The sequence below is a fragment of the Cupriavidus sp. OTU4054 genome, from assembly GCF_038440175.1.
Taxonomy (GTDB): domain Bacteria; phylum Pseudomonadota; class Gammaproteobacteria; order Burkholderiales; family Burkholderiaceae; genus Cupriavidus; species Cupriavidus pauculus_D.
The window spans coordinates 17,569-44,502 of sequence record NZ_JASATF010000026.1 but is presented as its reverse complement, the minus strand read 5'-3'; the positions used below and the strand labels follow the sequence as shown (position 1 = coordinate 44,502).

Annotated in this window: 21 protein-coding genes; 14 read left to right on the top strand and 7 right to left on the bottom strand. The window is 65.6% G+C overall.

Annotation, left to right across the window (positions count from 1 at the left end; genetic code table 11):
* Window positions 1-112: 112 nt before the first annotated feature.
* The gene (gene zigA / locus AAHB16_RS25525; RefSeq protein ID WP_342052319.1) at window positions 113-1,306 is read left to right on the top strand and encodes a zinc metallochaperone GTPase ZigA; all 1,194 of its coding nucleotides are present in this window, start codon (window positions 113-115) and stop codon (window positions 1,304-1,306) included.
* A 6-nt stretch (window positions 1,307-1,312) separates the two neighbouring features.
* Here zigA and AAHB16_RS25520 read toward each other — a convergent pair whose 3' ends face one another.
* Entirely contained in the window at window positions 1,313-2,260 is a 948-nt protein-coding gene (locus AAHB16_RS25520; RefSeq protein WP_150371770.1) for a LysR family transcriptional regulator, read from the bottom strand.
* Between the two features lie 130 nt (window positions 2,261-2,390).
* Between AAHB16_RS25520 and AAHB16_RS25515 the strand changes: the two genes are divergently transcribed.
* The 8 genes from AAHB16_RS25515 (at window position 2,391) to AAHB16_RS25480 (ending at window position 12,885) form a co-directional block, all read left to right on the top strand.
* Window positions 2,391-4,133 (top strand): IlvD/Edd family dehydratase, encoded by a 1,743-nt coding sequence (locus AAHB16_RS25515; RefSeq protein ID WP_342052318.1) that lies wholly within the window; start codon window positions 2,391-2,393, stop codon window positions 4,131-4,133.
* A gap of 53 nt (window positions 4,134-4,186) precedes the next feature.
* Window positions 4,187-5,527, top strand: a complete 1,341-nt coding sequence (locus AAHB16_RS25510; protein WP_342052317.1) for an MFS transporter — start codon at window positions 4,187-4,189, stop codon at window positions 5,525-5,527.
* Entirely contained in the window at window positions 5,524-6,453 is a 930-nt protein-coding gene (locus AAHB16_RS25505) for a dihydrodipicolinate synthase family protein (RefSeq protein ID WP_342052316.1), read from the top strand. The genes AAHB16_RS25510 and AAHB16_RS25505 overlap by 4 nt, the downstream gene beginning before the upstream one ends.
* A 130-nt stretch (window positions 6,454-6,583) precedes the next feature.
* Window positions 6,584-7,546 carry a tripartite tricarboxylate transporter substrate binding protein gene (locus AAHB16_RS25500; RefSeq protein ID WP_342052315.1) on the top strand — a complete coding sequence of 321 codons (963 nt, stop codon included), beginning with the start codon at window positions 6,584-6,586 and terminating at the stop codon, window positions 7,544-7,546.
* Between the two features lie 37 nt (window positions 7,547-7,583).
* Window positions 7,584-9,002: a 3-isopropylmalate dehydratase large subunit gene (gene leuC / locus AAHB16_RS25495; protein ID WP_150371774.1), complete on the top strand. Its 1,419-nt coding sequence runs from the start codon at window positions 7,584-7,586 to the stop codon at window positions 9,000-9,002.
* Window positions 8,995-9,651 carry a 3-isopropylmalate dehydratase small subunit gene (leuD, locus tag AAHB16_RS25490; RefSeq protein ID WP_342052314.1) on the top strand — a complete coding sequence of 219 codons (657 nt, stop codon included), beginning with the start codon at window positions 8,995-8,997 and terminating at the stop codon, window positions 9,649-9,651. Before leuC ends, leuD begins: the two co-directional genes overlap by 8 nt.
* Window positions 9,652-9,940: 289 nt before the next feature.
* Window positions 9,941-12,163, top strand: coding sequence for a TonB-dependent receptor (locus AAHB16_RS25485; RefSeq protein ID WP_150371776.1), 2,223 nt, complete (start codon window positions 9,941-9,943; stop codon window positions 12,161-12,163).
* Window positions 12,164-12,198: 35 nt separating this feature from the next.
* A complete protein-coding gene (locus tag AAHB16_RS25480) occupies window positions 12,199-12,885 on the top strand; it encodes a Fe2+-dependent dioxygenase (protein WP_342052313.1) in 687 nt (228 codons plus the stop codon).
* Here the strand turns inward: AAHB16_RS25480 and dapA are convergent.
* From dapA to AAHB16_RS25460, 4 genes are all read right to left on the bottom strand, one after another.
* A complete protein-coding gene (gene dapA / locus AAHB16_RS25475) occupies window positions 12,862-13,737 on the bottom strand; it encodes a 4-hydroxy-tetrahydrodipicolinate synthase (protein ID WP_342052312.1) in 876 nt (291 codons plus the stop codon). The genes AAHB16_RS25480 and dapA overlap by 24 nt on opposite strands.
* A gap of 74 nt (window positions 13,738-13,811) precedes the next feature.
* Window positions 13,812-16,262: a TonB-dependent siderophore receptor gene (locus AAHB16_RS25470; RefSeq protein WP_342052311.1), complete on the bottom strand. Its 2,451-nt coding sequence runs from the start codon at window positions 16,260-16,262 to the stop codon at window positions 13,812-13,814.
* Window positions 16,263-16,362: 100 nt separating this feature from the next.
* Window positions 16,363-17,193: a FecR family protein gene (locus tag AAHB16_RS25465; protein WP_342052310.1), complete on the bottom strand. Its 831-nt coding sequence runs from the start codon at window positions 17,191-17,193 to the stop codon at window positions 16,363-16,365.
* 20 nt (window positions 17,194-17,213) lie between these two features.
* A complete protein-coding gene (locus AAHB16_RS25460) occupies window positions 17,214-17,804 on the bottom strand; it encodes an RNA polymerase sigma factor (protein WP_342052309.1) in 591 nt (196 codons plus the stop codon).
* A gap of 201 nt (window positions 17,805-18,005) precedes the next feature.
* Here AAHB16_RS25460 and AAHB16_RS25455 point away from each other — a divergent pair, with 201 nt between their 5' ends.
* The gene (locus AAHB16_RS25455; RefSeq protein ID WP_342052308.1) at window positions 18,006-18,554 is read left to right on the top strand and encodes a type 1 glutamine amidotransferase domain-containing protein; all 549 of its coding nucleotides are present in this window, start codon (window positions 18,006-18,008) and stop codon (window positions 18,552-18,554) included.
* Here the strand turns inward: AAHB16_RS25455 and AAHB16_RS25450 are convergent.
* Together AAHB16_RS25450 and AAHB16_RS25445 are read right to left on the bottom strand one after the other, a co-directional pair.
* The gene (locus tag AAHB16_RS25450; RefSeq protein ID WP_342052307.1) at window positions 18,551-19,366 is read right to left on the bottom strand and encodes a TlpA disulfide reductase family protein; all 816 of its coding nucleotides are present in this window, start codon (window positions 19,364-19,366) and stop codon (window positions 18,551-18,553) included. The two genes, AAHB16_RS25455 and AAHB16_RS25450, sit on opposite strands and share 4 nt — an antisense overlap.
* Before the next feature lie 90 nt (window positions 19,367-19,456).
* The gene (locus AAHB16_RS25445) at window positions 19,457-20,365 is read right to left on the bottom strand and encodes a LysR family transcriptional regulator (RefSeq protein ID WP_223851438.1); all 909 of its coding nucleotides are present in this window, start codon (window positions 20,363-20,365) and stop codon (window positions 19,457-19,459) included.
* 225 nt (window positions 20,366-20,590) lie between these two features.
* On the opposite strand from AAHB16_RS25445, the gene AAHB16_RS25440 reads away from it, so the two are divergent.
* The 4 genes from AAHB16_RS25440 (at window position 20,591) to gcvA (ending at window position 26,908) form a co-directional block, all read left to right on the top strand.
* Window positions 20,591-21,760: an efflux RND transporter periplasmic adaptor subunit gene (locus AAHB16_RS25440; protein ID WP_342052306.1), complete on the top strand. Its 1,170-nt coding sequence runs from the start codon at window positions 20,591-20,593 to the stop codon at window positions 21,758-21,760.
* Window positions 21,757-24,942, top strand: a complete 3,186-nt coding sequence (locus AAHB16_RS25435; protein WP_342052305.1) for an efflux RND transporter permease subunit — start codon at window positions 21,757-21,759, stop codon at window positions 24,940-24,942. Before AAHB16_RS25440 ends, AAHB16_RS25435 begins: the two co-directional genes overlap by 4 nt.
* A 133-nt stretch (window positions 24,943-25,075) precedes the next feature.
* Window positions 25,076-25,957, top strand: coding sequence for a glutathione-dependent disulfide-bond oxidoreductase (yghU, locus tag AAHB16_RS25430; protein WP_342052304.1), 882 nt, complete (start codon window positions 25,076-25,078; stop codon window positions 25,955-25,957).
* 66 nt (window positions 25,958-26,023) lie between these two features.
* Window positions 26,024-26,908: a transcriptional regulator GcvA gene (gene gcvA, locus AAHB16_RS25425; protein WP_150371787.1), complete on the top strand. Its 885-nt coding sequence runs from the start codon at window positions 26,024-26,026 to the stop codon at window positions 26,906-26,908.
* Window positions 26,909-26,934 lie beyond the last annotated feature (26 nt).

Below are 26,934 nucleotides of genomic sequence, written 5' to 3'. Positions count from 1 at the left end.
TGCAGACATCATCGGTGTTGGGAAGACGCCGCGCGAGATCGCTTGTAATGCAACAAAGTTGCATTTATCATAAGCGCAATCAAGTTGCATTTGCCGTCCTCCACCCCATCCCATGCTCCCCGCCAAACTTCCCGTCACCGTTCTCTCCGGCTTCCTCGGCGCCGGCAAGACCACCTTGCTCAACCATATCCTCAACAACCGCGAGGGGCGCCGCGTGGCGGTCATCGTCAACGACATGTCCGACGTGAATATCGATGCCGCGCTGGTTCGGGGCGGGGGTGCGAATCTGTCGCGGACGGAGGAGAAGCTTGTCGAGATGAGCAATGGGTGTATCTGCTGCACGCTGCGCGAGGACCTGCTGGTCGAGGTCGATCGGCTGGCCAGGGAAGGGCGGTTCGATCAGTTGGTGATCGAGTCGACGGGGATTTCGGAGCCGTTGCCGGTGGCGGAGACCTTTACCTTCGAGGGGGAGGACGGGCGCAGTCTCAATGAGGTGGCGCATCTGGACACAATGGTTACCGTCGTCGATGCCTTCAATTTCCTGCGTGACTACGCGTCGCGCGACAACCTCCAGGCGCGCGGGGAGTCGCTGGGCGACGAGGATGAACGCACGGTTGTGGATCTGCTAATCAATCAGGTCGAGTTCTGCGACGTGCTCGTGGTCAACAAGATCGACCTCGTCACCGGCGAAACGCGCGAGCGGTTGATGGCGATGCTGCGCACGCTCAATCCGCGGGCGCGTATCGAGGTTTCCGAGTTCGGCCGCGTTCCGCTGGACCGTGTTCTCGGCACCGGGCTGTTCGACTTCGACGAAGCCGCGAAGGCGCCTGGGTGGCTGCAGGAAATGCGAGGGGCTCATATCCCGGAGACGGAGGAATACGGGATTCGCAGCTTTGTCTACGCGGCCCGTCGGCCGTTTCATCCGCAGCGGTTCAGCGATTTCGTTGACGCCGAGTGGCCGGGCGTCGTGCGGTCCAAAGGGTTTTTCTGGCTGGCCAGCCATCCGACGCTCGCGGGAATGTGGTCTCAGGCGGGGGCCGCAGCCCGGCATGGTCCGGCCGGGCATTGGTGGGCCGCGGTGCCGCGCGCGCAGTGGCCGGAAGACCCCGAGGCTGTCGCCGTGATTCGCGCGAAATGGGACGATGGCGTCGGCGATGCGCGTCAGGAGATCGTGCTGATCGGCATGGGCATGGATGAACGCGAACTACGCGCAAGCCTCGACGCCTGCCTGCTGACCGACGACGAGATGGAACAGGGCCCCGACGTCTGGATCGGCTGGCGCAACCCTTTTCCCGACTGGCCCTGATATCGGCTACCAGCTCACCCCGTAGCGTTCGTACGCCGCGCCACGCAATGCCTCCACCATCCGTTCCGCCGCCGGCGACAGCAACCGATCCGTTCGCGTGATCAAGCCATAGTCGTCCATATGGCACGGCACCTCGAGGGGCAGGATATCGAGCGTGCCGTGGCGCGCATAGTATTCGGCGACGTCCGCCGCCAGCACGGCCAGCATGTCGCTGAGTTCCAGCATGCGCGTCACGAACAGCAGCGCGGAGGTTTCCACGACGTCGCGCGGCGGGACCAGGCTCGCGCGGCGAAACATGACCTCGAAGCGGTGACGCAGCACCGTGCCGTCCGGCGGCACGATCCACTGGGCGTTTTCCACGCTCGCCAGCGATAACGCTTTCTCTCGCAGCAACGGATGGTCCGGCCGCGCGACCACACATACGGGCTCGTCCGAGATCGGCGCGTAGCGCAACGGCAGCTTGTCGTGTTCCGCCGACAGGCGGCCGACGACCAGATCCAGTTTCTCCTGCGCCAGGCGGTCCAGCAGGACGTTGCTGTTCTCGATCTCCAGCGATACGCGCACGCCCGGGTTGTCGCGCTTGAGCGCGGCGATCGCGGGCGGCAGCAGCGTTACCGCGGGAGAGGTGATCACGCCCACCGACACATGGCCGCGCTGGCCGGCCTTCAGCCCCATGACTTCTTCCTGCGCCTGATCGAGGCTGCCGACCACCGCGCGCGCATGGCGGATCATCGCTTCGCCGTAGAGCGTGGCGCGCATGCCGCGCGGCAGGCGTTCGAACAGCGGCACGTCGAGCATGGTTTCCAGTTCGCGCAACAGCTTCGATGCCGCGGGCTGCGTCATGTTCAGCGCATCCGCGGCGCGATGGATATTGCCTTCTTCGTCCAGCGCGACCAGCAGCATCAGCTGGCGGGTTTTCAGGCGGGCGCGGACATACCACGGAGATGTGCTCATACGGGGGGCGGGGGGCGACTAGGGTTACCACCAATGCTGAAAACGATATCGCAAGCGCGCGATTCTTCATTAGAAGGATATTCGTCGCGTTTGTACACTGCCGCAACCCCAAAGTTCGTCAGGAATCCCCATGCCGGAATCGAAGAAAAAGCTCCGTTCAGCCGAATGGTTCGGCACCGCCGACAAGAACGGCTTCATGTACCGCAGCTGGATGAAGAACCAGGGCATTCCCAATCACGAGTTCGATGGCCGGCCGATCATCGGTATCTGCAATACGTGGTCGGAACTCACACCCTGCAACGCGCATTTCCGCAAGATCGCGGAGCACGTCAAGCGCGGCATCTACGAGGCCGGCGGGTTTCCGGTGGAGTTTCCCGTGTTCTCCAACGGCGAATCGAACCTGCGCCCCTCCGCGATGCTCACGCGCAATCTGGCGGCGATGGACGTCGAGGAGGCCATTCGCGGCAATCCGATCGACGCCGTGGTGCTGCTCGCCGGCTGCGACAAGACCACGCCCGCGCTGCTGATGGGCGCGGCCAGCTGCGACGTGCCCGCCATCGTCGTCAGCGGCGGCCCGATGCTCAACGGCAAGCTCGACGGCAAGGACATCGGCTCCGGCACGGCGGTCTGGCAACTGCATGAATCGCTGAAGGCCGGCGAAATCGATCTGCATCATTTCCTGTCGGCGGAGGCGGGCATGTCGCGCTCGGCCGGTACCTGCAACACGATGGGCACGGCGTCCACGATGGCGTGCATGGCCGAGGCGCTCGGCGTCACGCTGCCGCACAACGCCGCCATTCCGGCCGTCGATGCGCGCCGCTACGTGCTCGCGCATATGTCCGGCATTCGCATCGTCGAGATGGCCACGGAGGGGCTCACGCTGTCGAAGATCCTCACACGGGAAGCGTTCGAGAACGCGATTCGCGCCAATGCCGCGATTGGCGGGTCCACCAACGCGGTGATCCACCTCAAGGCGATTGCAGGACGCATCGGCGTGCCGCTGGAGCTCGAGGACTGGACGCGCATCGGCCGCGATACGCCGACCATCGTCGACCTCATGCCGTCGGGCCGCTTTCTGATGGAAGAGTTCTATTACGCGGGCGGGCTGCCGGCCGTGCTGCGCCGGCTCGGCGAGGCCAGCCTGCTGCCGCATCCGGATGCGCTGACCGTCAACGGCCAGTCGCTCTGGGACAACGTGAAGACCGCGCCCAATTTCAATGACGAGGTCATTCGCACGCTGGACAACCCGTTGATCGAGGATGGCGGCATCCGCGTGCTGCGCGGCAATCTGGCGCCGCGCGGCGCGGTGCTCAAGCCTTCGGCCGCCACGCGTTCGCTGCTCAAGCATCGCGGCCGCGCGGTGGTCTTCGAGAACCTCGAGCACTACAAGGCGCGCATCGTCGATGAATCGCTCGATGTCGATGCCGACTCCATCCTCGTGATGAAGAACTGCGGACCCAAGGGTTATCCGGGCATGGCCGAGGTGGGCAATATGGGCCTGCCGCCAAAGCTGCTGCGTCAGGGCGTCAAGGACATGGTGCGGATTTCCGATGCGCGCATGAGCGGCACGGCCTATGGCACGGTGGTCCTGCACGTTGCACCGGAAGCCGCGGCCGGCGGCCCCCTCGCGGCCGTGCGCGATGGCGACTGGATCGAGCTCGATTGCGAGGCCGGCAGGCTGCACCTCGACGTCACGCAGGAAGAACTGGCCGACCGCATGGAGGGCTTCAGGCCGCCGCAGCCGGACACGCGCGCGGGGCAGGGGGGCTATCAGCGGCTGTACGTGGAGCACGTGCTGCAGGCCGATGAAGGCTGCGATCTCGATTTTCTTGTGGGATGCCGCGGGGCGGATGTGCCCCGGCACTCTCACTGACCGATTGCCAGAACAACGACGACAACAACGACGACAACAACGAGGAGACCAGAATGCGTAGCCAATCCAATCCCGGGGTACCGCTTCCCCTGCCCGACGACACCGCCACCGCCGCCCCCGATGAGGAATCCCGCATCATCGGCATGCTCACCCGCAAGCTGATTCCGTTTCTCGCGCTGATCTATGTGGTGGCGTATATCGATCGCTCGGTGGTCGGCTTTGCCAAGCTGCATATGAACGCGGCCATCGGCATCAGCGATGCGGCCTACGGGCTCGGTGCCGGACTGTTCTTCATCGGCTACTTCCTCTGCGAAGTCCCCAGCAATCTCGCGCTCGAGCGGTTCGGCGCGCGCCGCTGGTTCGCGCGCATCCTGTTCACGTGGGGCGTCATCACGATGGCGATGGCGCTGATCCATAACGCGACCACGTTCTATCTGCTGCGCTTTCTGCTGGGCGCGGCGGAGGCGGGCCTGTATCCGGGCATTCTCTACTTCCTGACCAAATGGTTCCCGATGCGCCATCGCGCGCGCATCATCGGACTGCTGGTGCTGGCGCAGCCGATTGCGCTGATCGTCACCGGTCCGATCGCCGGATGGATCCTGTCGATGCCCGGCGCCTTCGGCCTGTCCAACTGGCAGACGCTGTTTATCGTCAGCGGTTTGCCGGCGGTGCTGCTGTGCCTGCCCACGCTGCGCCTGATTCCGGAATCGCCGGCCGATGCGAAGTGGCTGCCGGCAAAGGACCGCGCATGGATCGAGCGCGAATTGTCGGTGGACAGCAAGACCTTCGCGCTCAAGGCGCACGGCAATCCGCTGTCCGCGCTGAAGGACAAGCGCGTACTGCTGCTGTCGTTGCTGTTTCTGCCGTTTCCGCTCAGTATCTATGGGTTGTCGCTGTGGCTGCCGACCATCATCAAGCAGTTCGGCGTGACCGATGCCATGACGGGCCTGCTGTCCGCGGTGCCGTATCTGTTCGCCGTAGTGGGGCTGTATCTGGTGCCGCGCCATTCGGATCGCAAGGGGGAGCGCTACTGGCATATCGTCGTGGTATCGGCCGCCGCGGCGGTGACGATGGCCGCCAGTGCGTGGGTGCAGACGCCGGCCCTGCAGTTCCTGTTCATCTGCCTGACCGCGTTCTCGATCTACTCGATCCAGGCCGTGGTGTGGGCGTTGCCGGGTCAGTTCCTGACGGGCGCGAGCGCGGCGGTGGGCATCGCCACCATCAACTCGCTGGCCAACCTTGGCGGGTATCTGGGGCCGTTCGGGATCGGCGTGATCAAGGATATGACGGGGAGCATTGCGGCCGGGCTGTATTTTCTGGCGGCGATGCTCGTGTTCGCGGTAATCATGACATTCGTGGTGCGGGCAGCACTGGACAAACAGGAGCGCAAATGATTCACCCCTCGCAAAACGCCCGATACCGGGGCATTTTCCCGGTCGTGCCGACCACGTTCACCGACTCCGGCGAGCTGGACCTTGCGAGCCAGAAGCGCGCGGTCGACTTCATGATCGACGCGGGTTCCGATGGGCTCTGCATCCTCGCCAATTTCTCCGAGCAGTTCGCGCTCTCGGACGAGGAGCGGGACGTCCTCACGCGTACGGTGCTCGAGCATGTGGCCGGGCGCGTCCCGGTCATCGTGACGACCACGCACTACAGCACGCAGATCTGCATCGCGCGCAGCCGGCAGGCGCAGGCCCTCGGGGCCGCGATGGTCATGGTCATGCCGCCGTACCACGGCGCCACGTTCCGCGTGCCGGAGCCGAAGATTTACGAGTTCTTCGGCAAGCTGTCCGATGCGATCGATATCCCGATCATGATCCAGGACGCGCCGGCCAGTGGCACCGTGCTGTCGGCACCGTTTCTCGCGCGCATGGCGATCGAGATCGAGCAGGTGTCGTACTTCAAGATCGAAACGCCGGGCGCCGCCAACAAGCTCAGGGAACTGATCGCGCTGGGCGGCCATGCCGTGGAAGGGCCGTGGGATGGGGAAGAGGCCATCACGCTGCTTGCGGACCTCGCGGCGGGGGCCACGGGCGCGATGACGGGCGGGGGCTTCCCCGATGGTATTCGGCCCATCATCGAGGCGCATCGCGAGGGGAATGCCGATCTGGCGTTCGAGCGCTACCAGCGCTGGCTGCCGCTGATCAATCACGAGAACCGCCAGGGCGGCATTCTGACGGCCAAGGCGTTGATGAAAGCCGGCGGCATCATTGCCTCCGAAGCCCCGAGGCACCCCATGCCGACGATGCCCGCGGCGACGCGCGCCGAGCTATTGCAGATCGCGAAACGGCTCGACCCGCTGGTGCTGCGTTGGGCATAAGCCCGGCAAGGCGTCCTCGGCAATTGATGAAATTCAGGAACGAATGAATTGATTCCGGCCGCATTGCGGCGTCGGATTCAGGTGCTAGCATCTCCTTCATAACAAGCCGTACCCACAGAAGGAGACATTCATGAAGCTCGTCCGTCTTACCGCCGCATGCCTGGCGTATGCCGCCATGATGACGACTGCCTCGGCGCAGTCGTTCCCGCAGCGCCCGATCCGTCTGATCGTGCCGTACGCACCGGGTGGCAGCGCCGATATCGCGGCGCGGCTCGTCACCGATGCGTGGTCCAGGAGTCTCGGCGGCACGATCGTCGTCGATAACCGCGCGGGCGCCGGCGGCAATATCGGTGTGGATGCGGTAGCAAAATCCCCGGCCGATGGCTACACCATCGGCCTGCAAACGGTCTCGCTGGCCATCAATCCGGGACTCTTCCCGAAGATGCCGTACGACACGCTCAAGGATCTGGCGCCCATCGGCATGGTGGCCGGTTCGCAGCACGTGCTCGTGATCAACAACAAGGTGCCGGCAAAGAACCTGCAGGAGCTGATCTCGCTCGCCAGGGCGAAGCCGGACAAGATGACCTACGGCTCCGCGGGGAATGGCAGCACGTTCCATATGTCGGCCGAACTGTTCAAGTCCGTCGCCAATGTCTCGATCGTCCACGTGCCGTATCGCGGCGGTGGCCCGGCGCTCGTGGACACCATCGCGGGACAGGTCGATATGAGCTTCCCGGTCATCTCGGCCGCGCAGCAGCATGTGCTGGCCGGCAAGCTGACGGCGCTGGCGGTCACGGGGTCGAAGCGTTCGCCGCTGCTCCCGAATGTGCCCCCCGCCGCGGAAGCCGGCCTGCCCGGATACAACTTCGAGACGTGGTTCATGGTCTTCGCGCCGGCTGGCACGCCGAAGGCCGTGATCGACAGGCTCAACACCACCCTGAACGCGGCGCTGAACGGCGACGCGAAGGACCGGATGGTCAAGGAGGGCTTCGATCCGATGCCCACCACACCGGAAGCCGCCCGCGCCCGCCTGGAGAAGGAGTTGCCGATGTGGGCGCAACTGATCAAGCAGCGCGGCATCACCGCCGAATAATCGTCGCTCAACAACCTGCGAACCCCAGGTAGTCCTTATGTCCCCACGCACCCTCTACAACAAGCTCGTCGACTCGCACACCGTCACGCGGATCGACGACGACAACGTCCTGCTGTTCTGCGACCTGCACCTGATGAACGAGTACACGAGTCCCCAGGCGTTCGCGGGTTTGCATGAACAGGGCCGGGACGTGTTGATCCCGGGCCAGAACGTCTCCGTCGTCAGCCACATCATTCCGACGCATCCGACGAAGATTCGCGTGATTGCCGATCCCGCGTCGTCGCTGCAGGCCACGAACCTGCGCGCGAACTGCGAGCGGCACGCGATTCCGCTGTTCGATACCAACGACACGCTGCAGGGTATCGAGCACGTGATCGCACCCGAGCACGGCATGATCCGCCCGGGCATGGTCGTGATCTGCGGTGACAGCCATACCACCACGTATGGGGCGCTGGGGGCGCTGGGCTTCGGCATCGGCACGTCGGAAGTCGAACACGTGCTGGCGACGCAGACGCTGGTCTACCGGATGGCGAAGACCATGCGGATTCGCGTGGACGGCAAGCTCCCGGCCGGCACCACGGCGAAGGACCTGATCCTGATGATCATCGGCCAGATCGGCGCGCAGGGCGCGCGTGGCTACGTCGTGGAGTATTGCGGCGAGGCGATTCGCGACCTCAGCGTCGAGGCGCGCTTCACGCTCTGCAATATGACCGTCGAAGCGGCCGCGCGCGGTGCGCTGATCGCGCCGGATGCCGTGTCCACGGACTACGTGCTCCGTCGCGCGCCGGACATGGACGAGGCGCAACGCAGCGCGGCGCTGGCGTACTGGGACACGCTGAAGAGCGATACCGATGCCGTGTTCGATCTGGACTTCGTGTTCGATGCCAGCGATATCGAACCGTACGTGACATGGGGCACGAGTCCCGATCAGGTCGTACCCGTCTCCGGCCGCATTCCGTTTGCCGAGGACCAGATGGACGAGGCAGACCAGCGCTCCGTCGAGCGCGCGCTGTCCTATACGCATCTGGTGCCGGGCGCGGTGCTCGAGGGCACGCCGATCCAGCATGTGTTTATCGGCTCGTGCACGAACGGGCGGATCGAGGACCTGCGGGCCGTCGCGGGCGTCGTGCGCGGCAGGCATGTGGCGTCGGGCGTGCGGGCGATGGTCGTGCCGGGCTCGGGCGCGGTCAAGGCGCAGGCCGAGCGGGAAGGTATCGCGGAGATTTTGACCACCGCGGGCTTCGAATGGCGGCAGCCCGGCTGCTCGATGTGCCTGGCCATGAACGACGACGTACTGGCCGATGGAGTGCGGTGCGCGTCCACCACGAACCGGAATTTCGAAGGGCGGCAGGGGCGGGGGGCCATTACCCACCTGATGAGTCCGGCGATGGCGGCCGCAGCGGCCATTACCGGAAAGATTACCGACGTCCGCAAACTGGAGATCGCCCATGTCTGATCACGCGCCCGACCATTCCCATATTGCCGGCAAGGCGGCCGCCATCCGCTTCGAGAACCTCGATACCGACCAGATCATTCCAAAGCAATTCCTGCGCGGCATCGACAAGGCGGGGCTCGACAAGGGCATCCTTTACGACCATCGGTTCGATGCCAGCGGGCAACCGCGCCCGGACTTCGTGCTCAATCGTCCCGAGTATGCGGGCACGAGCATTCTCGTGAGCGGCGCGAACTTCGGCTGCGGGTCCAGCCGCGAGCATGCGGTGTGGGGGCTGCAGCAATTCGGCATCCGTGCCGTGCTGGCGCCCAGCTATGGAGAGATCTTCTACTCCAACGCGATGAACAACCGGCTGCTGCTGATCATGCTGCCGCGCGAGGTCATCGAGTCCCTGATGAATGCCGTGGATGCGGACAGCGCCAACGAGATCGCCATCGATATCGGGACGATGCGTGTGAAGACGCCCGTGGGCGAGTTCGATTTCCAGCTTTCCGATCGGCACCGTCATATGTTCCTCGAGGGGCTCGACATGATTGGCCTGTCGCTCCGGCACAAGGCCGAGATCGAGCGGTTCGCGGACGGATACTGGTCTGCGTACCCGTGGACCCAGAATGTCGCGCGCCGCACACGCGACCGGCTGGGCGCCACCTGAATGGGCGCCACCTGAATGGGCGTCACCTGAAGGCTGAATGTATCGCTCCGGCCCGCTCCATGCGGGCCGCTTGCTTTACGCGCCGAAGCCGATATCTGGCCGGAACACGCGGCAAAACCCGGCATCGCGCGCATCACCTCCCACAATTGTCCTGTTATTAAAACATTCAACCAAGATACATCCTGTCTGTGTCGCGGCCACAACGCCATGTGACGCGAATTGAAATGAGAACGGTACGCATTTATATTCCGTTTCGCCTCATCTCTCCCTTGCCCCCGACACCGACACCATGATTCGCCGCACGCCTGTTGCGACCGCGCTGCTCGCTTTGTTCGCCGCGCCCACTGCCTTTGCCCAACAGGCCCCGACGCCGCCCGCCGCGGAGGCGAGCGCCCCGGTGCTCAAGCCCGTGACCGTGCAGGGCGCCGCGTCGCGCGACGACTTCAATGCGGGTACCACGTCGCTCTCGAAGCTGCCCGAGGATCTGCGCGACGTGCCGCAATCGGTCACGGTCGTGAACAAGGCGCTGATGGAATCGCAGGGCGTGAGTTCGCTCGCCGACGCGTTGCGCAATGTGCCCGGCATCACCATCGGCGGTGCCGAGGGCGGCCAGATCGGCAACAACATCAACCTGAACGGCTTCTCCGCGCGGACCGATATCTACCTCGACGGTTTCCGCGATCGCGGCCAGTACTATCGCGATACGTTCGCGCTGGACCAGGTGGAAGTGCTGATGGGGCCGTCGTCGATGCTTTTCGGGCGCGGGTCCACGGGTGGCGTGATCAATCAGGTCACGAAGAAGCCGAAGCTGCAGGCGGCCACGGAAGTGACCGGCTCGGTCACGACCAACGGCCTCGTGCGGGCCACGGCCGATGTGAACACGCCGACCGGCGATACCTCGGCCTTCCGCATTTCGGCGATGGCGCAGGATGGCAAGCCGAGCACGCGCGACGAGATGACCGTGCAGGACTTCGGTATCGCGCCGTCGTGGCGCTATGGCATCGGCACCTCGACCGAGATCACGCTGTCCGCGCTGCTCCAGCACAACGAGGACATGCCCGACTACGGCCTGCCCGCGATCAACGGCCATCCGGTCAAGGTGGACCGCAACACGTACTACGGCTTCAACAACGACCATACGCGCCAGAACATCGTGTCGCTGAACGGCGGCATCGATCACAAGTTCTCGCCGAACCTGCGGCTGCGCAACTACACCGCGTTCAACTACGTGGAGACCGATGCGCGCGAGACCGCGCCGAATGCGGTCGGCACGATCAATGGGGCAGGCGCCTTTACCGCGCTCACCACGACGAATCTGCCGCTGTCGCAGCTCTACGTGCGCCAGCAGAGCCATGACCGCAGCATCCGCGACTACTCGATCTACAACCAGACCGAGCTGACCGCGAAGTTCGACACCGGCCCCGTCAATCACACGCTGCTGACCGGCGTGGAGTTTGGCCACGACGGCTACAACAACCAGAACTATTATCGGAACGGCAGCTGCGGCGCGACGCCGCTGAACCCGGCCACGGGTACGTCGGGCTTTGTCGCCTGTACGCCGGTCGTCGATCCGACGTATCAGGACTCGCCGGGCAGCGTGCCCACGCGAACCGGCAACCTGCAGGGCGGCTCGGCCAATACGGTGGCGGTCTACGCCAACGACTCCATCGAGTTCACCAAGCAGTGGAAGGCGGTGGCCGGCGTGCGCTACGACAAGTACATCGCCAGCATCAGCAACTCCGTCAACTCGCTCAACACGGCGGCCAGTACCGCGCTGGCCAATGCGAACCAGGACGTCCACTTCACGAGCGTGCGGCTGGGCGGCATCTGGCAGCCGACGGAGCAGCAGTCGTACTACGTGTCGTACGGCACGTCGTTCAATCCGTCGCTGGAGCAGCTGGTGGGCACGGTCGGCCAGCAATCGCTGGACCCGGAAAAGAACAAGGCCTACGAGGCGGGCGGCAAGTGGGATCTGATGGGCGGCGACCTGTCGCTGACGTCGGCTATCTTCCGCATCACGAAGGACAATGCGCGTAGCCAGATCGATGCCACCACGTATGCGCTGACGGGCAAGATCCAGGTGGATGGCTTCCGTGCCGGCGTCACGGGTCGCATTACGCCGAAGTGGCAGGTGTTCGCGGGCTACACGTACCTCGATGCCGAGATCAAGGACGGTATCGCGGCCAACACGCAGGGCAAGGTGCCGACCAACACGCCCAAGCACACGGCCACGGCATGGACCAGCTATTCGGTCCTGCCGAACTGGGAGGTGGGCGGCGGGGCGTTCTACATGTCGCAGCGCTATGCCAACAACACCAACACCGTGCAGGTCGGCGGGTTCGTGCGCTGGGACGGCATGATCGCGTTCCACCAGCCGAAGTACGATGTGCGCCTGAACCTGTTCAATATCTTCGACAAGAAGTACTACGATGCGCTGATCCAGTCGGATGGCGGCCGTTCGGTACCGGGAACGGGCCGCACCGCCATGTTGTCCTTCACGTATCGGATGTAAAGTATCGGGCGAACCCCCGGTACCAGGAACAACCCATGCTCGTCTGCATTCCCAAGGTCCTCCATTCCGAACAGCTGGCCGTCCTCGTCCAGCAGCTCGAACATGCGGGCGATGCATGGGTCGATGGCCGCGTCACCGCGGGCTATTCGGGGGCGCCGGTCAAGTTCAACCAGCAGATCGACGAGCGGTCCGAGGTGGCGGCCCAGTGCCAAAACCTGATCCTGTCCGCGCTCGAGCGCAATCCGCTGTTTATCAGCGCGGCGCTGCCCAATATCGTCTACCCGCCGATGTTCAACCGTTACAGCGAGGGCATGACGTTCGGCGCGCATGTGGATGGCAGCGTGCGCATCCACCCGCACAACGGCCGCAAGCTGCGCACGGACATCTCGGCGACGCTGTTCCTGTCGGATCCCGCGAGCTACGACGGCGGCGAACTGCAGGTGGAAGACACCTACGGCGTGCACGCGGTCAAGCTGGCCGCCGGCGACATGGTGGTCTATCCGGCCACCAGCCTGCACCAGGTCACTCCCATCACGCGCGGCACGCGCCTCGCCAGCTTCTTCTGGATCCAGAGCCTGGTCCGCGACGACACGCAGCGCGCGCTGCTGTTCGACATGGACAATGCGATCCAGACGCTGAACCAGACCAACGCTGACGAACGCGCGCGGCGCAGCCTGGTGGGTTGCTATCACAACCTGCTACGCCAGTGGAGCGAGACTTGAGCGCAGCCGCTCGGTGAGCGCTGCCGAGGCCGGCGTCATCGGTGCGCGCAGTTCGTTCGTCAGCCATCCCTGTGCCGCCAGCAGGGCCTTGAGCGGGCCCGGGTTCGGTTCGGCGAATAGCAGTCCGATCGTCGGCATTAACGCGTGAAAGTGGTGTCTGGCGACGTCGAGTTGCTGTTCGGTGACCGCGCGCCATAGCGCGACGAAGCGCTCCGGGTGGATGTGGGCCGATGCGATGATGGCGCCCCGGCCGCCCAGGCTTAATGTGGAAAGCAGCTGATGGTCTTCGCCCGCGAGGACGGCCAGGCGGCCGTCGGCGATCAGCGTCTGCGTGGTGCCGGCGTTGCCGCCGCAATCCTTGATCGCGCGGATATTGGCGTGGCTGGCCAGCGAGAGGATCGTTTCCGCGGTCAGCGTGGCGCCGGTGCGATAGGGGATGTCGTACAGCACCAGCGGCGCGCGCGAGCGATCGGCCAGGGTCCGGAAGTAGTCCTGCAATCCCGCCTGCGACGGGCGGATGTAATACGGTGCGGGCGCGAGGATGCCCGCCACGGGACGTTCGTTGATCCGGTCCAGACGGGCCAGCACATGCCGGACGTTATTGCCGGCCAACCCCATGATGACCGGCAACGTGCCGGCCTCGGCCAGCACCGTGTCGAGAACGGCCAGTTGTTCGGCTTCGTCGAGCGCCGCCGCTTCGCCCGTGCTGCCACACACGACGAACCCCGCCAGTCCGCTGTCGCGATAATGGCCGACTAGCCGCCGCAGCGCGGCATGATCGAGCTCGTCGTTTCGAAAAGGCGTGACGAGAGGCAGCCAGATACCGTCGTAAATCGATTCCACTTCCTGCATTGTTTGCTCCGGATCGACCGATTCGGAAACCGCACAGGCAAGCGGCAGAGCAGGGGAGGCGCTCGAGACGGCGATCAGAACTTGTAGCTGACCGTCCCCAGCACCGTGCGCCGGCTGCCGAAGTAGCAACCGGTCGACGAGATACACGTGCTGACGTAGCGGCGATCGAACAGGTTCGTCGCGTTGACGGCCACCTTCACACCGCGCAGCTGCAGCACCGACTTGCTCAGATCGTAGCTCAGCGCCGCATCGAACAGCGTGGCGGCCGGCACGCGATAGACGTTGGCCGCATCGCCATACGACCTGCCGATATACCGCACGCCCAGACCCATCCCCAGTCCTTGCAGCGGCGTCTGCTGGAACTGGTAGTACGTCCACAGCGAAGCCTGATGCTCGGGCACGAACGGCAATGCGTTGCCGGCGATCGTCACGCCTCGTGCATTGGCATTGGCCTTGAGCACCTCGGTATTCGAGTACGCATACGATGCCACGACATCCAGCCCGCGCATCGGGCTGGCCTTGCCCTCGAGTTCCACGCCGCGCACCCGCGCCTCGCCGCTCTGCGTGTTGAAGTTGGTGTTCAGCGGATCGGGCGTCAGCACATTGGTCTGCCGAAGATCGAACGCCGACAGCGTGACGAACGCGTTGATGCCATTGGGCTGGTACTTCACGCCCACCTCGGTCTGGCGCCCGCGCGTGGGCTCGAACGGCGTGCCCGTGCGCCCCGTGCCCGCCTGCGGCTGGAACGACGTGGCAAAGCTTGCAAACGGCGCAATGCCGTTGTCGAAGCGATAGCTCACGCCAGCGCGTCCCGTAAAGGCGTTGTCGCTCTGCCGCGTGCTCACCGTGTTGCCCGTTTGCGCCGTGAGCGTATCGGTATCGCTGCCGGCCCAGTCATAGCGGCCGCTCAGCAGAAACGTCCAGCGGTCGATCGCAAGGCTGTCCTGCAGATAGCCGCCCACCTGATGGCGCGACTGGTCCACGCGCGTGCCCAGCGGCGGGCGGGAGACCGGCGCGCCGTACACGGGATTGAACACGTCGAGCGCCCGCACCAGTACCAGCTGCGACTCCTCGTAACGCGCATCTTCATACTGATAATCGACCCCCATCAGCAACGTATGCCTGATGGGACCGGTACGGAAATTCGCTTCCGCCTGATTGTCGATGGAGAACACGCCGCTACGCTCGGGGAACGCCCAGCCGTATCGGCTCTCCGTGCGCAGGTCGGGGTTCATGGCCAGCCCCTGCACGCGCCGCGAATCCGTATCGATATAGCTGTAGCGCGCGTTCTGCCGGAACTGCCACGTATCGTTGGCGCGATGCTCGAACTTGTAGCCGAACATCATCTGCTCGCTCTCGAACTTGTCGTAGCCGGGCTCGCCGATAAAGCGGCTGGTCGGAATGCTGCCGTTCGGGTTCGGCAGCAGCGTGCCGGCCGCGGGCAGGGCGGGCGGCGCGCCGCCACCATCGGAGCGGATCTTCTGGTACTGCGCCATCAGCGTCAGCGACGTATCGGTGCTGGGCCGCCACGTCAGGCTGGGCGCGACCATCACGCGGCGCTCGTCGATGTAGTCGATCTCCGTATTGGTATCGCGCGCGAGCCCCACCACGCGATACAGCAGCTTGCCGTCCTCGTCGACGGGGCCCGTGAAGTCGAACGCGCCCTGTGCGCGGTCATGGCTGCCCGTCTGCAGCACGACCTCGCGCGAGGCCTGCGCCTGCGGCAGCTTGCTGACCAGATTCAGCAGGCCGCCCGGCGAGCTTTGTCCATAGAGCACCGACGCTGGCCCCTTCAGTACCTCGACGCTTTCCAGCGCGTAGGGGTCGATACGCGGCTGCGAATAGCCGCGCGCCCCATAGGGCAGGCGCAGGCCGTCGAGGTAGCGCAGCGGCACAAAGCCGCGCACCGCCAGCCAGTCGTAGCGCAGGTCGGTGTCGCCATACTGGTTGACCACGCCCGGCGTGTACTGCAGCGCCTGCATGACGCTCTGCACGCCCTGTTCGTCCATCTGCTCGCGCGTGACCACGTTGATGGTCTGCGGTGTGTCGATGAGCGGCGTGCTCGTCTTGCTCCCGCTGGCGCGGAGCGGCACCACGCCGTCCGCGTACCCGGACAGATCCGCCGCGCTGGCGCTGACCGTGACCATCGGCAACGTGGCGGCACTGGTATCGGCGGGCGCCTGCACCACGGTAAAGGTACGCGGGCCGTTGCTGACGACGCGCAGGCGCGATCCGGCCAGCATGCGGGCGAGAGCGTCTTCCACCGTCAGCGTGCCGCGAACGGCGGGCGCGCTCAGGCCATCCGCCAGTGATGTGGCAAACAGGATCTGCGTATCGGACTGGCGCGCGAGGGCCGCGAGGGATTGCGCGAGCGGCTGCGCGGGGATGTCGATGGCGCGGGCCACGCCCTGCGCGATGGCGCCGGCGGCGAGCATCGCCGCGAGCACAGGTACGAGTACCGTAAGCGGGCGGACCGCGAGACGGGAAGCGCGGGCAGAGCGCCGGCGGCAGACGGTGGACTTCACGAAAACTCCCTGATGACGGGCCGAACCATTCGGCCTGTTCATGGAGTTGCCGTACGTCGCCGCCTGCTTGTACACCTATATCGAAAAATTTTTTTCCCGGTCAGGGGCGCTGCCGCGAAGACAGGTGCGTGCTGCCGTCCGCATCGCCACGGACCGTCACGGGCAGGATGCCCGGCAGCAGCCGCAGAATCGCGGCCACCTGGTCGCGATCGAACTCGCCGGAGAGCCGCAGCTGGCCCGCGCGCGCGTCGTCGATCACGATGGGCGATGGCGCGTGGGGCTGCATTTCCGCGACGGCATCGGCCAGCGTCGCGCCATCGAACGAGAACTTGTCGCGCTGCCACGCGAGCGCGCGGTCGACGTCCACGGTCATCGTCTTGCCCGGACGGCCATCCGCGGACACATCGACGCGCTGGCTTGCCCGCAATGACCGGATCTGGCCACCGGCCTCGACCTCCACCGCGCCTTCCAGCACGGTGACGCGCGTGCGTTGCGGCAGCCGCTGGACGTCGAACACCGTGCCGATATCGCGCACACGGGTGTCGCCGGCCGTCACGACGAAGGCGCGCGGGCCATGCGCGACCGTGAAGACCGCCTCGCCCCGATCGAGCGACAGCGTGCGCGAGCGCAACCCCCACTGCACGGTCAGGCGGGTGTCCTTGTCGAGCGTCGTGCGGCTGCCATCGGCGAGCGTGACGTTGCGCGACGCGGACTCGGCGGTGAACTGCTCGGTGCGATAGACGGGATCGGCCACCCATGTGCCCGCAGCCAGCACGAACACCGCGGCGGCCGCGGCGGCAGTCTGGCGGCGGCGCTTGCGATGGCGCGCGCCGGCGGCGGCCGTAATGGCTTCGACGGAAGGAAAGCGTTCGCGCAGGGCGTCTTCGTAAGGAGACAGCCGATCGGGCGACCGCCTGGAAGAATTGGGCATAGATGGGGCAGCTGTGCGACTCACGACGGCAGATCCTGCATCGCCGACGTCGGTAGCGGTTCGCCGAGGGCAGCCAGTTCCGGCGCCAGCAGGGTCATGGCACGCGCCATATGGCGCGCCACCATGCCGCGCGAGATGCCCAATCTTACCGCGACTTCCTGCTGCGGCAGGCCATGCAGGCGATGCAGGATAAACACTTCCTGACAGCGGGGCGGCAATGTGGCAATGCATTGCTCGAGCCGATCGACGGTCTGCCGGTATGCGATGGCGTCGGCAATGTCGGGGCTTTCTGCCGCGCCGCCCGCGTCCGCTTCCCAGGCGTCGGCATGGGTCTGCCGGGTCGACTCGGCGCGATAGCGGTCAATCGCGCGATGCGTGGAGACGTGCCGGAGAAAGGCGAGGGGCTTCCCGACATGGCCGGCCGGCGGACGCTCGAGCAATTGCACGCAGACGTCCTGCAGCACGTCGCGCGCGAAGTGCTTGTCCCCGAAGCGCCGGCGCACATGATCGACCAGTTCGTCGTAATGGCGAAGCAGCGCGGCGAAGAGTGACGAGGGCGAGGAGGGCGGAGGGTGAGCGGGGTCGCGCAGCACGGCCGGGTCGGAAGACATCGAAGTCTGAACCGCGCGAAGTATAAATGACAATGATTCGCATTTGCAAGCCATGACCTGGACCCGCCAGATTTACAAAGCCTGGTCCTCAAAGTGCAATCGGGCTGGGGACATCGGGGGTCGCTACACGCGCGCTGGCGGGTAAGGCGCGTTGGCATGCGCGATGCGTGACGACACTGCGTCTAACCACAGGAGCACCGTATGAGCGAACAAACACTGAAGGGCAGAAAGGTCGCGATTCTTGTCACCGACGGGTTCGAGCAAGTCGAATTGCTCGCGCCACGCAAGGCATTGGACGAGGCAGGGGCGCAGACCAGCGTGGTGTCGCCGCAGGACAAGCAGGTCAAGGGCTGGAACTTCACCGATTGGGGCGAGACCGTCCCCGTGGATGTACCGTTAGCCCAGGCAAAGCCCGAGCAGTTCGACGCGCTGCTGCTACCGGGCGGTGTCATCAATCCCGATACCCTGCGCATGCAGCCGGAAGCGGTCGCGTTCGTCAAGGCATTCGTCGACGCGAAAAAGCCGATCGCGTCGATCTGCCACGGGCCCTGGACGCTGATCGAAGCGGGCGCGGTCAAGGGCCGCAGGATGACCTCGTGGCCGTCGCTACGGACGGACCTGACGAATGCCAGGGCGGAGTGGGTCGATGAAGAAGCCGTGGTCGATGGCAACCTCGTGACGAGTCGCAACCCCGACGATATCCCCGCGTTCAGCCGCGCGGCGATCGAAGCGTTCGCCCGGCGCGGTTAGGACTTTTCCTTTGTGCGCGACGGATAGGCACGCCGGATCGCATCTTCGAACGTCGCGCGCGAGAAACCGCCGATATGCGTGCTCACAAGCCGTCCCTCGGCGTCGTAAAACAGCGTCGTCGGATATCCCTTGACCCCCGTCGCGCGGGCGAGCGACAGCCGCGCGTCGTACATGAGGTTCTGAATGCGGACGTCGTGGTCTTCCAGGAATGCCTGCACCACCTCGGGCGGTTCGGCCTGATTGACGAAGACGACGTTCAGCTCCGGATGGGCCTTCTGCGCCGACGCCAGCGCGGGCATTTCCGCGCGGCACGGCGGACACCATGTGGCCCAGAGATTGACCACCATCGGCTTGCCGTCGCCGCGCGCCAGCGGTTGCGCATTGCCGACGCTGTCGGCAAGCAGCATCGCGGGTAGCGTCGCCACGGGCGCCATGATGCTCGCCCCGACGGTCGCCGTGCTCCACGTGACCACCCCGGCCGCGGCCGCGACCAGCAGCGGCTTGCGCAGCGCGCGCTTGCGGAATAGCCACCACGCGAGCAGACCGCCGCCCGCGACGGCGCCCGCCGTCAGATCGAACCCGCGATCGCGAATATCGAGCACGCCGGCGAGACCCGTCGCCTGGTACGCGGGCAGATAGCTGAGCACGAAGATCAGTCGTGCCACCACGAGCCCGAAGACCACGACCAGATAGATCAGCCGCTCCACGCGCGAGGTGTCCTTCACCAGACACCGCACGCTGCCCAGCGCGACGAGGATGCTGAGAAACAGAATAAGCGGGCCTTCCGGCAGCAACAGCGAGCCAATCTTCATTGCATTTCCAACCTGTGCGGGGAGGAGGCAGTGTAGAGGGAACGCAGACGGCGCGCCGACTCGTTCGTCTCACAAACTTGCCCGATCGGCTCAGCGCGCCGCCGCCATATGCCACCCCGGTTCCACCTCGCGCACGAGCGCGGCGACCCAGTCCACGAACGCGCGGACCGTCGGGGAAAGGTGGCGGTTTCTCGGATAGAGGACCGATAGCGGTACCGAGGGCGACGTGAACTCGCCGAGTACGCGCTGCAGGCGGCCGCTGGCCAGGTGGTGCAGCACCATGTAGCTGCCCGCGCGAATCATGCCGAGGCCTTCGAGCGCGCAGGCGACGTAGCCGTCGGTGTCGTTGACGATCAGGTGCTCGCGCATGCTGATGTTCCGGTCTTCGCCATCCACCACAAAATGCCAGTCCAGCGTGCGGGCCGTGCGGCTCGACAGATAGCCGACCGCGTGGTGGTCCGCCAGATCCTCGAGCGTTCTGGGCGTGCCATGCCGCGCCAGGTATTCCGGGGAGGCGCATGTGACCCAGTCGAACGCGCCGATGCGCTTTGCCACGAGGGTGGGGGAGTCGTCGGGCGTGCCGGTCCGGATCACGCAGTCGATGCCTTCCTGAATCAGCTCCACCGTGCGGTCGTTCATCGTCAGCGTGAGCTCGACATCGGGAAAGCGCGACTGAAAGTCCTTGAGGGCGGGCAGCACCACCAGACGCGCGAGAGACAGCGTCATATCGACCCGTAACCGGCCACGGGGCCGGCCGGCACTGCCCGGAAAGCTGGCCTCGACCGCCTCGATATCGGCCAGCAGGCGCCGGCAGTGGTCGTAGTACTGCGTGCCGTCCGGGGTCAGGCTGATATGGCGCGTCGTGCGTTGGAGCAGCCTCACGCCCAGGAACGACTCGAGTTCCTTGACCGCGCGGGTGACCCGCGACGCAGGCAGGGACAGGCTTTCCGCGGCGCGGCTGAAGCTGTGCATATCGACCACGCGGGCGAAGATCTGCATTGACTGGAGGCGATCCACGGCAGCTCTCTCAGGGACGAAATCTATTGCTCAGCAGGCAATAAGCGCAAAGACAAACGGGCTTCATGCCACATTTAATCGAGCCATCCCGTTACCCGCAAACGGCAATAATTCTATATCAGGCAATAAACATAGCCAAATCGAGGTCTGGAAGACGACGCGTGGCGGATGCAGACTGCAAACCAATTTCCTCTGCCCCCAAGTCGTATGTCCCCCCTCAAGACATCTCATCTGGCCGCCATCGCGGCCGCCGCAGTCGCCGTTGCTGGCACCGTGTTGTGGCGGCAGCCTCCCCAGGCCCATGCCAGGGCGCCCGCCGCGCTGCCCACGGTCACCTATCGACCGGCCCTGCAACGCCCGGTCACCGACGCGCAGGAATATCCGGGGCGCCTCGAGGCCGTCGACGTCGTCGATGTCCGGCCGAGGGTGCCCGGCACGCTGCTGACCGTGCATTTCAAGGACGGCCAGCAGGTGCGTCAGGGCGACCTGCTGTTCACGATCGACCCGGCCCCGTTCGAGACGCAGGTCCGGCAGGCCCAGGCGAACCTCGCCGGCATCGAGGAGCGCCGGCGGCTGGCGGACATCGAGCAGGCCCGCGCGCGCAGGCTGATGGAATCGAATGCCATCGCCCGCAAGGAGTTCGATGCGCTCGACAACGGCGCGCGCGAAGCGGCCGCCGCGCTGAAAGGCGCGCAGGCCGCGCTGGCCCATGCGCAACTGCAGCTCGGCTATACGCAGATACGCGCCCCGATCGCCGGACGCGTGTCCCGCGCGGAAATCACGGCCGGCAATGTCGTGGGCGCGGGCGGCGACGCGGCGCCGCTGACGCGTATCGTGTCCGACGGCAAGCTGTACGCCGCGTTCAACGTCGACGAGCAGAGCTACCTCCGGCTCATCGCGCCCTCGCTGCGCGCCGGCGCGCAGCCGGTGGTCCGGGTCGGGCTCGCCGACGACAACGCCTTCTCGTACTCGGCCTCCATCGTCGCGCTCGACAACCAGATGGATACGCGCTCGGGCACGGTCCGCGTGCGCGCGCGCATCGACAAGGTCAGCCCGGAAATGCTGCCGGGGCTGCAGGCGCGCGTCCGCCTGCAGGGCGGCAAGCCCTACGATGCCGTGACCGTGGACGACGCCGTGGTCGGGACCGATCAGGACCGCAAGTATGTGCTCGTGGTCAACGCGCAGAACAAGGTCGAACGGCGCTTTGTCGAACTGGGCGGCCTGCAGGGCAAGGAGCGCGTGCTGCGCAGTGGCGTGGCACCCGGCGCGAAGGTGATCGTTGACGGGGCCTTCCGCGCGCCGCCGGGCACGGCCGTGTCGGCTGTCGAGGCGGCAGAGGCGCCGGTTGCGCCCGCCACCGACGGGAGCGCGTCGTGAATATCTCGAAGTTCTTTATCGACCGGCCGATCTTCGCGTGCGTGCTGTCCGCGCTGATCCTGCTCGCGGGCATCGTATCGGCCTTCCATATGCCGGTGTCGGAGTACCCGCAGGTCATCCCGCCTTCGGTCGTCGTGCACGCGCAGTACCCGGGCGCCAACGCCAAGACCATCGCGGAAACGGTTGCCGCGCCGCTCGAGCAGTCCGTCAACGGCGTCGAGGACATGCTCTACATGGACTCGAAGGCCAGCGCCGATGGCCACCTGTTCCTTACCGTGACGTTCAAGCTCGGCACCGATCCGGACCGGGCCCAGCAGTTCGTGCAGACCCGTGTCTCACAGGCGCTGCCCCGGCTGCCCGAGGACGTGCAGCGGCTTGGCGTCACCGCGGTCAAGAGTTCGCCCGTCATCACCATCGCGGTCCATATGGTGTCGCCGAAAGGGACCTATGACGACAGCTACATCAGCAACTACGCAATCCTGCACGTCAGGGACCGCCTGGCGCGGATTGCGGGCGTCGGCGACGTCGTGCTGTGGGGCCCCGGCGGCTACGCCATGCGCGTGTGGCTGGATCCGGCCGCGCTGGCCGAGCGTGGCCTGAGCGCCAGCGATGTCGCCAGCGCCATCCGGCGCCAGAACATCCAGGCGGCGGTCGGCACCATCGGCAGTTCGCCCGCATCCCCCGACACGGCGTTCCAGCTCACCGTCAACGCCGACGGGCGCCTGAAGTCGCCCGAGGAGTTCCGGCGCATCGTCATCAAGTCCGACGCGCGCGGCGCCATTACGCGCCTGGGCGACGTGGCGCGCGTGGAACTCGGGGCCGAGGACTACGGCATTCGCGCGACGCTGAACAACGCGCCCGCCATCGCGCTGGCCGTGCAGGAAGCGCCGGGCGCGAACTCGCTCCAGATCTCGCGCGAGGTGCATCAGCTCATGAAGGAGCTGGAGAAGGAGTTCCCGGACGACCTGGCCTATCGCGTCGTCTACGAGCCGAGCCGCGCGGTGCAGACCGGTATCGACGCCGTGCTGGAAACGCTGCTGGAATCGGTCGCGCTGGTGGTGCTGGTCGTGTTCCTGTTCCTGCAAACGTGGCGCGCATCGATCATCCCGCTGCTCGCGGTGCCGATCTCCATCGTCGGTACGCTGACGTTCCTGATGCTCGCGGGGTACTCCATCAACACGCTGTCGCTGTTCGGCCTTGTGGTGGCCATCGGCATCGTGGTCGATGATGCCATCGTGGTCGTGGAGAACGTGGAGCGCAATATCGCGCGCGGCCTCGGTCCGCGCGAGGCGACCTACCGCGCCATGCAGGAGGTCAGCGGGCCCATTGTCGCCATCGCGCTCACGTTGTCGGCCGTGTTCCTGCCGCTGGCGTTCCTCAGCGGCCTGACCGGCGAGTTCTACAAGCAGTTCGCCGTCACCATCGCCATCTCCACGCTGATCTCCGCGGTGAACTCGCTGACGCTGTCGCCGGCGCTGTCCGCGCTGCTGCTGAAGGCCCATGGCGACGCGCCCGACGCCGTGACCCGCTTCACGCACAAGCTGTTCGGCCGCTTCTTCACGCGCTTCAATCGCATATTCGACCGTACCTCCGAAGGGTATGGCGGCCGTGTCGGCCGCATCGTCAGGCACAAGGGCGCCATGCTCGTCGTCTACGGCGTGCTGCTGGCCGGCACGTGGTGGCTGACGAACCATGTGCCGGGCGGTTTCGTGCCCGCGCAGGACAAGGAGTACCTCGTCAGCCTGGCGCAGCTGCCCGAAGGGTCGACGCTGGACCGCACGGAAGCGACCATGAACCAGATGAACGCCATCGCGCTCAGGCATCCGGCCGTCATGGGCACGTCCAGCTACAGCGGCCTGTCGATCAATGGCGTGACCAAGAGCTCAAGCACGGCGCTGAGTTTTGTCCTGCTGAAGCCATTCGCGGAACGCAAGGGCATCAGCGCCGACCGGGTCGCCGCCGACCTCACGCGCGAGTTCGGCCAGATCGGCCATGCCTTCGCGGCGATTTTCCCGGCGCCGCCGGTCTATGGGCTCGGTACCCTCGGTGGCTTCAAGCTGCAGATCGAGGACCGCGGGGACCTCGGCTACGAGGCGCTCTACACGGCGACGCAGGCCTTTATCAAGAAGGCCGCCGAAGCGCCGGAGCTGAGCCCGCTGTACTCCACCTACACGGTGAACGTGCCCCAGCTCAAGGTCGATATCGACCGCGCCAAGGCGCAGCAGCTCGGCGTCGATACACCCGCGGTGTTCAGCACGCTGCAGGCATTCCTCGGCTCGTACTACGTGAACGACTTCAATTTCCTTGGCCGCGTGTATCAGGTGCGCATGCAGGCCGACGGCAGGTTCCGCTCGCGTCCGGACGATATCGGCCAGCTGCATATCCGCAGCGAGTCGGGCCAGATGGTGCCGCTCGCCTCGGTCGCGAAGATCGGCCAGACCTACGGGCCCGACCAGGTGCTCCGCTACAACGGCTTTACGGCCGCCGACGTCAGCGGCGCGCCCGCGCCCGGCTATTCGTCGGACCAGGCGATGGCCGCCATCGATCGCATTGCCGCGGAAACGCTGCCGCCGGGCATGACTTACGAATGGACGGACCTGACGTACCAGCAGATCATCGCCGGCAACAGCGCGGTCTGGATCCTGCCGCTGTGCGTGCTGCTCGTGTTCTTCGTGCTGGCCGCGCAGTACGAGAGCCTGACGCTGCCGCTGGCCGTCATTCTCATCATTCCGATGAGCATCTTCTCCGCGCTGCTTGGCGTGTGGCTGACGAAGGGGGACAACAATATCTTCACGCAGATCGGCCTGATCGTGCTGGTGGGGCTCGCCTCCAAGAACGCCATTCTGATCGTCGAGTTCGCGCGCGAGCTGGAGATGGCGGGCATGGCGACGGTCAAGGCCGTGATCGAGGCCAGCCGCCTGCGGCTGCGCCCGATCCTGATGACGTCGCTGGCGTTCATCATGGGCGTCGTTCCGCTGGTCGCCTCGACGGGCGCCGGCGCGGAGATGCGGCAGGCGATGGGCATCTCCGTGTTCTTCGGGATGCTTGGCGTCACGCTGTTCGGGCTGTTCCTGACGCCGCTGTTCTATGTCATGGTGCGCGTGCTGGGCGGCGGCAAGCCATTGCACTCGGCCGCGCATCACGAAGCGCCCGTGCTGACATCTTCGGAGGGGCAGGCATGAGCCATCGCATGCGGTCACGACCGACTACCTCCGCAAGGGCGGCCTGAGCGAACGCTTTATCGCCCATATGCGAGGCTGGCCGAACTTTTTTGTCCCGAACTGATATCGTGAGACCCATTGAACAGGAGTTGACATGAGCGATGACGAACGCATGAACAATTTCCCGGCCGGATACGTGGTGCCCGAGGTCTGGGCCTGGGAGAACGAGAACGGCGGGCAGTTCTCCAATATCAACCGGCCGACCGCCGGCGCCACCTTCGAGAAGGCGCTGCCCGTCGGCAGGCATCCGCTGCAGCTTTACTCGCAGGGGACCCCGAACGGCCAGAAGATCACGATCCTGCTCGAGGAGCTGCTGGCGCTCGGGCGCCAGGACGCCGAGTACGACGCGTGGCTGATCAATATTTTCCATGGCGACCAGTTCGGCTCGGGGTTCGTCGAGGTCAATCCGAACTCCAAGATTCCGGCGCTGGTGGACCGCTCGACCCCCACGCCGACGCGCGTGTTCGAGAGCGGCGCCATCCTGCTCTATCTCGCGCGCAAGTTCGACGCGTTCCTGCCGAAGGACCACAAGGCCCATACGGAAGCGCTGAACTGGCTGTTCTGGCAGGTGGGCGCGGCACCGTATCTGGGCGGCGGCTTCGGGCATTTCTATGCGTATGCGCCGATCCGCATCCAGTACGCGATCGATCGGTTCGCGATGGAGGTCAAGCGCCAGTACGATGTCCTCGACCGTCACCTCGCGGACCACCGGTTCCTTGCCGGCGATGAATACTCCATCGCCGATATCGCGGTATGGCCCTGGTATGGCGCGCTGGCGCAGAACGAACTCTACGGCGAGGGCGGCAAGTTTCTCTCGACGGAAAGCTATCGCCATGTGCAGCGATGGAAAGACGAGGTCGCGGCGCGCCCGGCCGTCAAGCGCGGGCGCCTCGTCAATCGGACCAATGGGCCGGCCGATCAGCAATTGCGCGAGCGGCACGACGCGTCGGACTTCTCGGCATTGGGGCTGGCATAGCACCGGGCCATCCGGGCCGGGTTTCCCTCGATTGAGATTTTCTCAAGCGGGGACCAGAATCCCGGCATGGACCGCCTGCCGCCGCTCAACGCCATTCGCGCCTTCGAAATCGTCGCGCGCCGCCTCAGCATTACCGTTGCCGCCACCGAGCTGCACGTGACCGCTGGCGCGGTAAGCCGGCAGATCCGCACGCTCGAGGAAGCGCTGGGCGTGCCGCTGTTCGTACGCGGCCATCGCGAAATCACGCTGACGCGCGAGGGCGAGGAGTACTACCGCGCCGTTACCAGTTCCATGGACGGGCTGCGGCGCGCCACCAGCCGGCTCACGCATCGCACGCGCCGCACGCAGCTGAAGGTGCGGGCCTACACCACGTTTGCGATGCGTTGGCTGATTCCGCGGCTCTCCAGCTTTCATGCGGCCAACAAGGGCATCGAGGTCCTGCTGACCGCCTCGCTCGACCCCGTGGACTTCCGGCGCGAGGATATCGATGGCGCGATCCGGCTCGGCGACGGCAAATGGCCCGGGGCCAATGCCTACCGCCTCGTATCGAATCTGCTCGTGCCAGTTTGCAGTCCCGCCGTTGCCAGGGGCGTGCGCGGCGTAGCGGATCTGCAGCGGCAGGTGCTCCTGCACTCCATCGCGCGGCCCGACGACTGGGCCTGCTGGCTCACGGCCGCGAAGGCCGGCGATCGGGTCGATGCGCGCAGCGGCATGACGTATCAGAGCTCGGCGATGGCGTATGCGGCCGCGCTCGAAGGGCAGGGCTTCGCGATCGCGCAACGCTTTCTGGTCGAGGACGACCTCGCGTCGGGCAAGCTCGTGACGCCGTTCAGGAAGGTCGTCGATATGGGCGACTACACCTACTATCTGCTGACCCCGGCCGATCGCGCGGAGAGCGCCAGCATGGCCACGTTCCGCAAGTGGCTGCTGGCGCAGTTCGCGCAGGCCTGAGTCACGCCACCTCATGAGTCACGCCA

Bases quoted from the DNA above. Each gene is read 5' to 3' on its own strand.
- zigA (WP_342052319.1), top strand. From the start codon at position 113: ATGCTCCCCGCCAAACTTCCCGTCACCGTTCTCTCCGGCTTCCTCGGC.
- AAHB16_RS25520 (WP_150371770.1), bottom strand. From the start codon at position 2,260: ATGAGCACATCTCCGTGGTATGTCCGCGCCCGCCTGAAAACCCGCCAG.
- AAHB16_RS25515 (WP_342052318.1), top strand. From the start codon at position 2,391: ATGCCGGAATCGAAGAAAAAGCTCCGTTCAGCCGAATGGTTCGGCACC.
- AAHB16_RS25510 (WP_342052317.1), top strand. From the start codon at position 4,187: ATGCGTAGCCAATCCAATCCCGGGGTACCGCTTCCCCTGCCCGACGAC.
- AAHB16_RS25505 (WP_342052316.1), top strand. From the start codon at position 5,524: ATGATTCACCCCTCGCAAAACGCCCGATACCGGGGCATTTTCCCGGTC.
- AAHB16_RS25500 (WP_342052315.1), top strand. From the start codon at position 6,584: ATGAAGCTCGTCCGTCTTACCGCCGCATGCCTGGCGTATGCCGCCATG.
- leuC (WP_150371774.1), top strand. From the start codon at position 7,584: ATGTCCCCACGCACCCTCTACAACAAGCTCGTCGACTCGCACACCGTC.
- leuD (WP_342052314.1), top strand. From the start codon at position 8,995: ATGTCTGATCACGCGCCCGACCATTCCCATATTGCCGGCAAGGCGGCC.
- AAHB16_RS25485 (WP_150371776.1), top strand. From the start codon at position 9,941: ATGATTCGCCGCACGCCTGTTGCGACCGCGCTGCTCGCTTTGTTCGCC.
- AAHB16_RS25480 (WP_342052313.1), top strand. From the start codon at position 12,199: ATGCTCGTCTGCATTCCCAAGGTCCTCCATTCCGAACAGCTGGCCGTC.
- dapA (WP_342052312.1), bottom strand. From the start codon at position 13,737: ATGCAGGAAGTGGAATCGATTTACGACGGTATCTGGCTGCCTCTCGTC.
- AAHB16_RS25465 (WP_342052310.1), bottom strand. From the start codon at position 17,193: ATGCCCAATTCTTCCAGGCGGTCGCCCGATCGGCTGTCTCCTTACGAA.
- AAHB16_RS25460 (WP_342052309.1), bottom strand. From the start codon at position 17,804: ATGTCTTCCGACCCGGCCGTGCTGCGCGACCCCGCTCACCCTCCGCCC.
- AAHB16_RS25455 (WP_342052308.1), top strand. From the start codon at position 18,006: ATGAGCGAACAAACACTGAAGGGCAGAAAGGTCGCGATTCTTGTCACC.
- AAHB16_RS25450 (WP_342052307.1), bottom strand. From the start codon at position 19,366: ATGAAGATTGGCTCGCTGTTGCTGCCGGAAGGCCCGCTTATTCTGTTT.
- AAHB16_RS25445 (WP_223851438.1), bottom strand. From the start codon at position 20,365: ATGCAGATCTTCGCCCGCGTGGTCGATATGCACAGCTTCAGCCGCGCC.
- AAHB16_RS25440 (WP_342052306.1), top strand. From the start codon at position 20,591: ATGTCCCCCCTCAAGACATCTCATCTGGCCGCCATCGCGGCCGCCGCA.
- yghU (WP_342052304.1), top strand. From the start codon at position 25,076: ATGAGCGATGACGAACGCATGAACAATTTCCCGGCCGGATACGTGGTG.
- gcvA (WP_150371787.1), top strand. From the start codon at position 26,024: ATGGACCGCCTGCCGCCGCTCAACGCCATTCGCGCCTTCGAAATCGTC.